This is a genomic window from Ruegeria sp. BHSA123, from assembly GCF_059613425.1.
The window spans coordinates 1-10,841 of the sequence record NZ_JBXWSL010000080.1; the positions used below are offsets into that span (position 1 = coordinate 1).

The window sequence follows — 10,841 nt, forward strand, 5'->3', positions numbered from 1 at the left end:
GCCTGCTGCCGGTCCAGACCCTCGATAAATTGCGTCATCAACAACCTCCGTACCGAATACGGAAATTATACCATCAGTCCGGTCAAAATAGGGGAGTTTTCACACACCCTCCGGACTAAGCTACCGTTGCCCTTTCGGGTATTTGCTGACGCAGCATTTGCTCGCAGGTGCGGCACACGGTTTGTCGCATCGCAGAGGGTTTTTCGTTTTCGGTCACTCATCGGTGTGAAATTCAGCTAAATCTATACTACCCTTTCGCTGCGCTCGGTTTCGGCAATCAAGGAGCGGACTTTGCGGCCATCCGCATTTTTAGTCCGGAGGACAGCAGTCAGCCCGAAAGCAGACACGATCAGCATGGCGCTTCGCCCGACCAGTATTCGAAGGTCGGGCGGAAACCGGCCATTCGCTGCGTGCGTGAGCCTGTCAGGTCGAATATTCGAACGCAGACATTCAAGTAGCCTTGAGACCGGATTTCAATCTGCGCGACTGAATGACGCCGGAGCGTTAATATATAGATAGTGTCAAGAGTTTTCTGGAATGTGGTTAAGGTCTCGTGCCCAGCTCTTCATTGTCTGGTCGAGTAGATGTTTATTTTGATGATTTTATCGTTTCCTGGCCAGTATGTTCGAAAATATGCCACTAACGTTCGCCGCGTCGGTAGGGTGCCATCAACGCCGCTGGGACTTCGGCTCTGCGGGCGACAAGGACCAGCGCAACGATCGAAAGTACATACGGTGCCATGAGGAACAACTGATATGGCACACCCTCAACCGTTGTCTGCAATCGCAGTTGGTAGGCATCGAAGAAAGCGAACAACATCGCGCCAATCAAAGCCTTACCGGGCCGCCAGCCAGCGAAGACTACCAATGCGATGCAGATCCAACCGCGCCCCTGCACCATGCCCGGGAAAAAGCTGTTGAACGCCGTTGTAGTCAGGAAGGCCCCGCCAACCGCCATCAAAGCTGACCCGACAACAACTGCGCCGATACGGATACGGATCGGGTTCAGCCCCTGCGCCTCAACCGCATGAGGGTTCTCTCCGGTCATACGAATGGCCAACCCCAAAGGCGTACGGGCAAGAACATAGGCCATCACAGCCACCGCAGTGAGCGCCAGATAGGTCGGCAAAGCTTGGTTAAAAAGGATCGGTCCCAGAACGGGAATATCTGACAGGACCGGAAAATCGAGCGGCTTAAAAGCCTCGATCGTAGGAGGCAGATCTCCCACCTCAACAAGTAACCTGTACAGGTAATAGGCTAAAGCGGATGCAAACAGCGTTATGCCCAGCCCTGAGACGTGTTGCGAAAGCCCAAGTGGAACTGTCAGCATAGCATGAAGCAATCCCATCACCGCGCCGCAAAACGCTGCAAAAATGAGGCCTGCAAGCAATGGCGCGCCCATGTAGACGACAAGCCAACCGCTCATCGCCCCCATGGTCATGATCCCCTCGATTCCCAGATTGAGCACGCCCGAACGTTCGCAAAGCAACGCACCAAGAACACCAAATATGAGCGGTGTCGCAATACGCAGCACGGAAGCCCAAAGACTGGTATTCAGCAGCAGATCAATTGCATCGCTCATCGGCGCACCCGGTAGGTTGTGAAAAGAAGGGCCACGATCATGGTGAGCAGGCACAGCGCCACGATCACATCGGCAATGAAACTGGGTACACCCGTCGCACGGCTCATGGCGTCGGCCCCGACAAAGACTGTGGCGACGAATACAGCGGCAGCGACCACTCCGGCCGGATGCAAAGCGGCGAGCATGGCGACGACAATGCCTGCATAACCAAATCCTGGGCTCATAGTGGTGGTGACCCCCGCAGTGACCCCCAAGACTTCGACAGACCCGGCAAGCCCTGCCAGCGCGCCCGAAAGCAAGGCAACACCCATGATCGTTCGGGGCAGAGAAATTCCGGCAAAGGCAGCGGCACTGGCATTTAAGCCTGCAGCGCGTGTTTCAGCGCCAAAAACAGTACGCGCAAGGATCAGCCAAACAGCACTTGCCGCTGCGATAGCAACAAGCAGCCCGATATGGAGACGTGTACGGGGGATCAGATCCGGAAGGCGGTAATCCCCGTCTACGGGCACCGAAGAGGGCCACCCAAAGGCCAGCGGATCGCGCATAGGGCCCTCAATCATGAGGCCAACAAAAAGGATCACGATGAAGTTGAGCAGCAGGGTTGTCACCACCTCATCCACGCCGAAACGTAAGCGTAAAAAGGCAGGTCCTGCCAAAAGGGCCGCGCCTGCCGCCATGCCCGCCAACATCAAGATCGGAATACCTATCCACCCTGGAACCCCGAGTGAATGACCGATCCAAGCCGTGATTAGCGCCCCAACAAAGAACTGTCCCTCGCCCCCGATGTTCCAAAGCCGCGCTCGGAAGGCGACAGCTGCGGCAAGTCCCGTAAAGATAAGCGGAGTGGCGCGGGTCAACATCTCGGCGATGGAAAGGCGCGAGCCGAACGCGCCATTCACCATTTCGCCATAAGCCGTTAGAGGATTTACGTCAGCAGCAGCGATGAGACCGGCGGCCAAAAGCAATGCAGCAAAGATCGCGGCCAGTGGTGCAATGATCGCAAGATGCAGCGGCACATGTGAGCGTCGTTCAAGCCGCATCATCATTTTCCTTCCAGACACCTGCCATCATCAGGCCAAGGCGTTGTGGGTCGGCTTCATCAGTCGATATCGATTCTGACAAGCGACCTTTTACGATGGCCTGTATTCGGTCTGACAAGGCTACAGCTTCTTCCAATTCTTCTGAGATGAGCAGGATTGCGGCACCTTCGGCCCGTGCTGCCAAAAGCTCGGCATGAACTGAAGCAATTGCACCTTCATCAAGACCACGCGTTGGCTGGTTTGCGAGCACAAAACGCGGCCCATTGGTCAGAACCCGGCCAAGGATCAGCTTTTGCATATTGCCGCCGGACAGCAGCCTTGTTCGCGTGTCGGGGCTGGCGCCGCGGATATCAAAACGTTCTATCAGCCCCGCAGTGTATTCCCGGGCGGCGCGTTGTCGAACAAAGCCGCGGTGCGAAAATCTCGGTGTGCGCAAGCGCTCAAGCACAGCGTTTTCCCACAAACTCAATTCGCCCACAACGCCTTCTGCGTGCCGGTCTTCAGGCACCCTGCCTGCGCCCGCGCGGATCATGCCGCGCGGACCCAGATGGCTGATATCTTCGTTCAAGAGTGTTAACTGACCCGCACTTGGGTGTGCCAATCCTGACAGCAGCGCACCGAGGGAGGACTGACCATTGCCTGAAACGCCGACGATACCAAGGATTTCACCGGCATGGACATCGAAAGACACATCATCCAGCCGCAAATCACCGTCTTCTTCCACGCTCACGTCCTTTGCGATCAGGACTGGCGCTCCAATCTCATGGTCTTGACGTACGGGACGCTCAACCTTGCGGCCAACCATCAGTTCCGCCAACTCTTCTGGTGTGGTTTCGGGTGTTTTGCGTTCCGCGACCATCCTGCCGCCACGAAGCACCGCCACACGGTCAGAGGCTGCCATGACCTCATGCAGCTTGTGGCTGATGAAAATAAGCGAGAGGCCCTCTTTTGTCATATCACGCAGCGTTTCGAACAGGCGCATCGCCTCGGGCCGGGCCAGAACGGCAGTCGGTTCATCCAAAATCAAAATACGTGCGTCGCGATAGAGTGCTTTCAGAACCTCGACCCGTTGACGTTCACCAACGGAAAGCGTCCGAACCTTGGCCTCGGGGTTCACAGGCAAGCCGAACCGCTCAGAGATCTGCAACAGCTTTTTGCGCGCCTCGCCACGAGCGGAACGCGCGCGCGTCAAGGGTTCGGAACCAAGCATGACGTTTTCCAGAACCGTGAGGTTGCCCGCAAGCGTGAAGTGCTGGTGTACCATCCCCACACCCACCTCGATCGCTGCACGCGGCAGGCCTGGGGGCAGCTCTTTTCCAAACACCCTGACCGAGCCTTTATCGGCTGCGTAATGGCCGAACAGGATATTCATCAGCGTCGTCTTACCCGCACCATTTTCGCCCAACAGAGCAAGAATTTCCCCGTCTTCTAGTGTCAGGGTCACATCGTCATTTGCGGTAAGCGTTCCGAAACGCTTGGTAATGCCGTTTAGTTCCAGAACCTTGGTCATGCGGGCAGGCCTGCGATTGGGTGCGGAAAAGTGATTGCGGGCGCGCGGTCTTCGACAAGTGCGCCAAGTTTCAGCAGCGCAAAATCCGAGCCAGGGGGACCAATCAGTTGAACGCCGAGTGGAAGACCATTTGCCATGCCAAAAGGCAGCGCCAAAGCTGGCAAGCCCGCTACATTTGCAAGTGCGGCGTTCGGGGCAAAAGCCTCGAGCCGCGCCATGTGATCGTCTGGGGAGGTGCCGGACAGATCCAAAGTGCCTACAACGGGCGGTGCAGACGAGAGGATCGGCATCAGGACGGCATCGGCAGACTTAAAAAGCTTGCGAGATCGATTTGTCAGACGTGCGAGCTGTCGTGAGGCCGCAAAAAGCGCTGTGGCCGGTGTCGCACGGCCCTCGGCAGCCATGGTCGCGGCAAGCGGTGAAATCTTATCATCAGAGATCCTGAGCGCAGTCAGCCACTCGGCCAAGGAAACAGCAAGTATGGTTCGGGCGATTGCGTGTGCCTCATCCCCCAATCGGTCGGGGGCACGAATATCGCACACCTCACAGCCTGCATCGCGCAGCGCGTCGGCAGCACTTTTCGCGGCCTTGCACTGGTCGGCACCGCAACGCTCCGGCAATGCCAATGCGACGCGGGGGCGTTCTGGCAGATTTACCGGGGCCATGGGCTGGGCTACCGCGTCAAAGGCGGTCTTCACATCGCGGACCGACCGCGAAAGGATCAGTTCAGACGCTATGCCCATCAGGTGATTGGCAAAATCAGGGCCTCCGGGCACCGCGCCACGAGAAGGCTTGAGCCCGGTCAAGCCACAACACGCAGCGGGAACCCTGATGGACCCGGCTGCATCCGTGGCATGAGCAATTGCAACAATACCAGCTGCAACCGCGGCTGCGGCGCCACCGGATGAACCACCGGGTGTCAACGCAGGGTTCCATGGATTGCGGGTCGCCGCCATGCCATCGGGTTCGCATGTCAGGGAAAGGCCAAAGGGAGGTGTTGCGGTCAAGCCGAAAGGGATCAGGCCGGTTCGGCGAAGACGTTGCAGCAGGTGGCTGTCACTATCGGGTTTACGACATTGCGCACGGATCTCCGCGGATCCTGCCGCCGCAGGCAGCCCTTTTGCGAAACTGCCGAGGTCTTTCACCAAAAACGGAACCCCATGAAATGGCCCGCGCTGGTCTGGTGGCAAAGCGTCTGCAACCTTTGCCCCATCGCGGGCCATATCTTCGTCCAGATATACCACGGCCCCCAAATCTGCCCGTGCGTGGCAGGCGGCAAGGCTGGACTCCATCAGTTGGCAGGCAGAGATCTGCCCTGCCGTGATGGCAGCTGCAAGAGCTGTGGCATCGGTCACGTCAAAGCCCTCGGGATCAGGAGGGCTCGCTTTCGTCAATCGGAACGTCCCATTCACCGGATTGAATAGCGGCCTGTTTGGCCTCCATCCCCGGGATGGCGTCGGCAGGCACTTCATCGGCGACATAAATCAGCTCATTGCCGCCATGGGCCATAAAGGAATATTCCGTGTAGTTACGACCTGTTGGATTACCGGCCTGAACATCCGCCACGATGGCCTCGATTGTGGGACCGTAATTCCAGATTGCATTGGCAAAAACCGTGCCCGGGTATCGCGGGGTATAATCGATAAGCGAACCGATCGCCTTCACACCTCGCGCTTGGGCCGCATCCGCAGTGCCAATGCGCTCACCAAACAGAATGTCTGCACCCGCATCAATCTGGGCAATCGCAGCCTCTTGTGCGCGGGCCGGATCGAACCATGCACCGATAAAGCCGTTGACGAAGGTGGCGTCTGGGTTCACTTCGCTTACGCCCATGCGGAAAGCATTGATCAAAAGGTTCACCTCGGGGATCGGATAACCCCCGACCGAACCATAGACATTGCTTTCGGACATATGACCCGCGAGCATACCAGCCAGATAGGCTGCCTCGTGGTTGCGTGTGCCAAAGACACCGAAGTTGTCACCTTCTGGCCCACCGGAAGACCCCATCAGAAACGCGGTGTCGGGGTAGTCACCCGCCACTTCGCGTGCTTCACGCTCCACAGCATAAGATTCACCCCAGATGATTTGCGCACCTCCCTCGGCATACTCGCGCATCGCGCGGGGATAGTCGGTCGGCGCTACTCCTTCTGAAAACTCATACTCTATCAGGCCAGCGTCGGCGGCTTCCTGCATCGCCAGGTGAATGCGGCTGTTCCATGCATTTTCAACCGGAGACATGTGCACTCCGGCGACGCGGATCGCAGATTGCGCGTTCACGCGATGGATATAAGCCGGCAGGGCCAGCGTGGCCGCAGCGCCGACCATCAGTTGACGGCGGGTTGTGGTGAGTTTCATTGGTAGATCCTCTTCTGTTGGTGGCAATTCTTCTTGTTAATGAACTTCCTAAGTATTGGGCCTGGGCGCGTAATCTGCGGGATCCAGGGTCGTGGGACGGCCAGGCAAAGAAAGCGCGGCCATTCGTGGTTCTGTGCGGGCCAGCACCTTTCCGTTTTTGATAACGGCAAGCCGGGTGGCTTTCATGCGAACTGCTTCAATCGGGTCCTGCGCCTGCAGCACTACCATATTGGCAGGGCCGCCTTCGCGGATCGTCGGGTCGGGCAAGCCCATTGCTTTGGCACCATTCTGAGTAACGGACGTAAACGCCCACTCCATCGCCTCGCGGGATGTCATCGGCACGGCATGCACGCCCATATGAGCCACTTCCAACATGTCGGCGGAGCCAAGCGAATACCACGGGTCCATCGTGCAATCCTGTCCGAAGGCGACATTTACACCCGCCGCGCGCAGCTCTGGCACTCGGGTCAGCCCCCTACGACGCGGATAGGTATCCGAGCGACCTTGCAGCGTTATATTGATGAGCGGGTTGGGCACCACGTTCATGCCGCTTTCTGCGATCAGAGGTATGAGCTTCGATGCATAGTAGTTGTCATACGAGTGCATCGCGGTGACATGACTTGCCGTCACCAGCCCGCCAAGCCCAAGGCGCGTGGTCTCATAGGCTAAGGTTTCCACGTGGCGCGACATTGGATCGTCGCTTTCATCGCAATGCAAATCCAGCATCAGGCCTCGGTCCACCGCTATCTCGGCCAGTCTCCTGACCGACCGGGCACCTTCCGACATCGTACGCTCAAAATGAGGGATACCGCCCACTACATCGACACCCATATCAAGGGCTTGGATCAAGTTTTTTTCTGCATTATCTGCGCGGTAAAGGCCATCTTGCGGGAATGCTACCAGTTGCAGATCAATATAGGGAGCGACCTGCTTGCGGACCTCCAACAGCGCTTCAACGCCAACCAAAGGTGTGGATGAAACATCCACATGCGAACGGATGGCCAGCAATCCCTGCGATACGGCAAGGTCGCAATATCGCATGGCGCGCTCAATTACTGCTTCGGGTGTCAGCAGAGGCTTTAGCTCACCCCAAAGCGCGATGCCTTCCAATAGTGTGCCCGAGGCATTCATGCGAGGCGTTCCAAGGCTCAGGGTCGCATCCATATGGAAGTGCGGGTCGGTAAACGGGGGCGAAACCAATCGCCCAGCCGCATCAATGTCCTCGCCTGCCTCGGCCTTGATCTTGGGGGCAATTTCTGCGACGCGGTCACCCTTGATCGCAATATCCAACGGCCCTCGGCCATCCGGCAGTTGGGCTTGTCTAATGATGATGTCGAGCATTCATCTTCCCCCAAATTTGACCACAAGGTAAAAGTATTCTGATAAAATGCTACATTTTTTTTGCTGTGTTTCAGGAACCAGCGCTTCGGATAGTCTGACGCAATTCGAATGCCTGCAAGGCGGAATGCGAACGCAGCAATTCGCCGTATCGATGGATGGCGGCTGTGGGCCGCTCACAAAATGTCTAACGTCAGCGCCAATGGGACAGTTTAGGGTGATTTGATAAGAGAGGGTTTCTGGCTCATCGTAACTGCCAAGGAGTGGAGATGAGAAAGAAACCCGGAACCAAGCAGAGCCACGGTGAGAAGGTCATAAAGGACATTCGCCGTGCGACCCGCAAACAGTATTCGGCTGAAGAGAAGATCAGGATCGTGCTGGACGGCCTGAAGGGCGAAGACAGTATTTCAGAGCTGTGCCGCCGTGAAGGCATTGCCCAGAGCCTCTACTACAGTTGGTCCAAGGAGTTCCTTGAAACCGGCAAGAAACGCCTGGCAGGCGACACGGCCCGTGCAGCGACATCGACCGAGGTCAAAGATCTGCGCCGCGAGGCACGCGATCTGAAGGAAGTGGTTGCCGAACAGGCTCTTGAACTGCGGTTGCTCAAAAAAAGCATGATCGCGGATGGGGGCGACGACGAATGAGGTATCTGTCACCCGGCATTCGCTGCTTGCAGCGATGAGAGGGCTGCATCCGAAAAACTGGAGATCATCCGCCTCGTCGAAGGTTCGCATCTCCCGACCAAGCGCACTTTGGAAAAGCTGAGCATCCCGAAGACCACCTTCTATCGCTGGTATGACCGGTATCTGTCGGGTGGTCCTGAGGCGCTTAAGGATCGTAGTCCCAAGCCATCACGGGTCTGGAACCGCATTCCGCAGCCGATGCGTGAGAAGATCAAGGACCTGGCTCTGAAGGAACCGTGCTGCACAAACCGCGGCTGCTCAGCGACAACGGGTCCAGCCACATCTCTGGTGAGCTTGCCGAATGGCTGGAAGATCAGAAAATGGATCATATTCGAGGCGCGCCATATCACCCACAGACCCAAGGCAAGATCGAGCGCTGGCACCAGACTCTCAAGAACCGCATCTTATTGGAGAACTACTATCTGCCCGGCGACTTTCAGCAGCAGATCGACGCCTTTGTCGATCACTACAACCACCGGCGCTATCACGAGAGCCTCCAAAACCTCACGCCCGCTGATGTCTACTTCGGACGCGGACAGACCATTCTGAAACAACGAGAAAGGATCAAACAGAAAACCATCGAAACGCGGCGCTTGCTTCACCGCAAATCCGCCGCATAATCAAACCAAACAGATGCGCGAGATCCTCTCTTACCTCAGGCACCAATCTGTCCCAAAATCCCTGACGACGGACGCACCGCAAGGCCAAATTGGCGGCAGACCTAGCCGACATGGAACCAGAGAACCCAGTTCTTTTGCATCCCGGTCTGCCTGATCAATATAGGGCCAAAGTTTCCAATCTGACAGAAGCCCTGAATGTCCCAACGACCCGGCCAGAGGCGGGAATGATCATTCGCAGCCTCCTCTCGGAGATACGTCTGATCCCGGAGAGTGGTGAACTTGCAATTGAACTTGTTGGGGAACTGGCCGGCTTGTTGGCGTTGGGACAACAAAAAACGGCCTCGGAAGCAGTTGCTTCGGGCCGTTCTGTATCGCTGGTTGCGGGAGCAGGATTTGGCCTATACCGAACGTTAACGGAATTATTAATCTAAAAAGCCATCTCTACGCATTCCCTGTCTGTTTGAAATAATGGTCGCTTTGGACGGAAAAAGTGACAATCAAGAAACCCGTTTCCAGGTCCGCATTGAACCGAGGTGATACTTGCGACGAAGATGTCTGACGTCAGCGCCAATGGGACAGTTTAGGGTGATTTGTCGAGCCAATTTGCTGCTACGAGACGTGCAAGACAAAGCGTGCTAAAGTTGTAAGAGTATGTGTTTTTCTGCAAATGCCAGTTTTGCTGTAGGCGGCGTCTTGATCGCAAGTAGCGCGATCACAATTCCGCTTGCTTGGCGGGTCGGTGTACGTATCTTACCGCTAGCGACTTATCCACTTTTCTTTGGAATGCAGCAGGTTGCGGAAGGTTTTGTGTGGCTAGGAATTGAAAAGCACCAAGGTTATGAAAGTGTCTCAGCGGCGATGGTTTTTCTGTTCTTTGCGTACTGGTTTTGGCCAACTTGGGTGCCATTTTCAGCTGCTGCTTGCGAGCCGTACCGTTTTCGGCAACGCCTCTTCATCGCCTTTACAGTTTTGGGCATTGCTGGAGGGTCGCTCTTGTACCTGCCTATCATGTTGAATCCAAGCATTCTGCAGATTGACCTCATTCACAATTCGATCCGTTATTTGAATCCGGAGATGTTCACTAATGAAACGAGCAAAATGGTGGCGCGGGTGATATATGCCGTGATCATCTGTGTCCCGCTGCTGTTGTCTTCTCACCCTAAAATCAGAGTTTTTGGACTTCTTATCCTGATCTCAGTCTTGGTCGGCTTTTTCTTCGCGTCCCACGCTTTTACATCGATTTGGTGTTTTTTCGCGGCCGGTCTTTCCGCTTACATGATTGTTGTACTGCGGTCACTGGAAAAGAAAACTGGAACCGCTCCAGCCCTCTAATTCTCTTCTTACCGCATCGGCTGCAGGCTCCGATTGATGTCTTATGGAGCGACTGTTCTGGGCTCAACGCAGTCATCTGATCGTTTCGGTCAGATGTCCGCAAAGCAGCGTACAGAAGCCCTTCGATACGACGGGACTGCGCGGCGACGTCCGCTTTAGGGCCTGAACGACTGTTCCTACCAGCAGCGGCCCTTCGCCACCGCTGCTTCCGACGTCTCATAAGCGGACTTTGCAGCCATCCGCATTCTTAATTCAAAGGACCGCAGTCAGCCTATTTTGTTGAAAAACTCGGGCTTGATCGGTTGGTAAGTTGCTGATTCAATTCTTCCTAAAGGGAGGGATCAGCCATGATGGGACCGAGACAGGAAGCGCAAGCGTCGCT

At 56.2% G+C, this 10,841-nt stretch carries 8 protein-coding genes and 1 pseudogene; 3 read left to right on the forward strand and 6 right to left on the reverse strand.

Annotation, left to right across the window (positions count from 1 at the left end; all coding sequences use genetic code 11):
- Nucleotides 1-639 precede the first annotated feature (639 nt).
- The 6 genes from AC2FNC_RS18590 to AC2FNC_RS18615 are packed head-to-tail and all read right to left on the reverse strand — an operon-like array spanning nt 640 to nt 7,827.
- Nucleotides 640-1,581 (reverse strand): ABC transporter permease, encoded by a 942-nt coding sequence (locus AC2FNC_RS18590; RefSeq protein ID WP_480521495.1) that lies wholly within the window; start codon nt 1,579-1,581, stop codon nt 640-642.
- On the reverse strand, nt 1,578-2,621 hold the full coding sequence (locus tag AC2FNC_RS18595) for an ABC transporter permease (RefSeq protein ID WP_496716216.1): 1,044 nt from the start codon (nt 2,619-2,621) through the stop codon (nt 1,578-1,580). Before AC2FNC_RS18595 ends, AC2FNC_RS18590 begins: the two co-directional genes overlap by 4 nt.
- Nucleotides 2,611-4,131: an ABC transporter ATP-binding protein gene (locus AC2FNC_RS18600; RefSeq protein WP_496716218.1), complete on the reverse strand. Its 1,521-nt coding sequence runs from the start codon at nt 4,129-4,131 to the stop codon at nt 2,611-2,613. The genes AC2FNC_RS18595 and AC2FNC_RS18600 overlap by 11 nt, the downstream gene beginning before the upstream one ends.
- Nucleotides 4,128-5,525, reverse strand: a complete 1,398-nt coding sequence (locus tag AC2FNC_RS18605; protein WP_480556032.1) for an amidase — start codon at nt 5,523-5,525, stop codon at nt 4,128-4,130. The genes AC2FNC_RS18600 and AC2FNC_RS18605 overlap by 4 nt, the downstream gene beginning before the upstream one ends.
- Nucleotides 5,503-6,486 carry a BMP family protein gene (locus AC2FNC_RS18610; protein WP_480521503.1) on the reverse strand — a complete coding sequence of 328 codons (984 nt, stop codon included), beginning with the start codon at nt 6,484-6,486 and terminating at the stop codon, nt 5,503-5,505. Before AC2FNC_RS18610 ends, AC2FNC_RS18605 begins: the two co-directional genes overlap by 23 nt.
- 48 nt (nt 6,487-6,534) lie before the next feature.
- Complete coding sequence (locus AC2FNC_RS18615) at nt 6,535-7,827, reverse strand: amidohydrolase family protein (RefSeq protein WP_496716219.1); 1,293 nt, start codon at nt 7,825-7,827, stop codon at nt 6,535-6,537.
- A 266-nt stretch (nt 7,828-8,093) separates the two neighbouring features.
- Here AC2FNC_RS18615 and AC2FNC_RS18620 point away from each other — a divergent pair.
- The 3 genes and pseudogenes from AC2FNC_RS18620 to AC2FNC_RS18630 all read left to right on the forward strand — a co-directional run bounded on the left by AC2FNC_RS18620 (nt 8,094) and on the right by AC2FNC_RS18630 (nt 10,459).
- A pseudogene (locus AC2FNC_RS18620) lies at nt 8,094-9,127 on the forward strand (integrase core domain-containing protein).
- 110 nt (nt 9,128-9,237) lie between these two features.
- Nucleotides 9,238-9,558, forward strand: a complete 321-nt coding sequence (locus AC2FNC_RS18625; RefSeq protein WP_496716220.1) for a hypothetical protein — start codon at nt 9,238-9,240, stop codon at nt 9,556-9,558.
- A 220-nt stretch (nt 9,559-9,778) separates the two neighbouring features.
- A complete protein-coding gene (locus tag AC2FNC_RS18630) occupies nt 9,779-10,459 on the forward strand; it encodes a DUF6629 family protein (RefSeq protein ID WP_480521568.1) in 681 nt (226 codons plus the stop codon).
- Nucleotides 10,460-10,841 lie beyond the last annotated feature (382 nt).

What these genes read in the sequence shown, in the direction of transcription:
- AC2FNC_RS18590 (WP_480521495.1), bottom strand. Translation starts at nt 1,581, where the DNA reads ATGAGCGATGCAATTGATCTGCTGCTGAATACCAGTCTTTGGGCTTCC.
- AC2FNC_RS18595 (WP_496716216.1), bottom strand. Translation starts at nt 2,621, where the DNA reads ATGCGGCTTGAACGACGCTCACATGTGCCGCTGCATCTTGCGATCATT.
- AC2FNC_RS18600 (WP_496716218.1), bottom strand. Translation starts at nt 4,131, where the DNA reads ATGACCAAGGTTCTGGAACTAAACGGCATTACCAAGCGTTTCGGAACG.
- AC2FNC_RS18610 (WP_480521503.1), bottom strand. Translation starts at nt 6,486, where the DNA reads ATGAAACTCACCACAACCCGCCGTCAACTGATGGTCGGCGCTGCGGCC.
- AC2FNC_RS18615 (WP_496716219.1), bottom strand. Translation starts at nt 7,827, where the DNA reads ATGCTCGACATCATCATTAGACAAGCCCAACTGCCGGATGGCCGAGGG.
- AC2FNC_RS18625 (WP_496716220.1), top strand. Translation starts at nt 9,238, where the DNA reads ATGGAACCAGAGAACCCAGTTCTTTTGCATCCCGGTCTGCCTGATCAA.
- AC2FNC_RS18630 (WP_480521568.1), top strand. Translation starts at nt 9,779, where the DNA reads ATGTGTTTTTCTGCAAATGCCAGTTTTGCTGTAGGCGGCGTCTTGATC.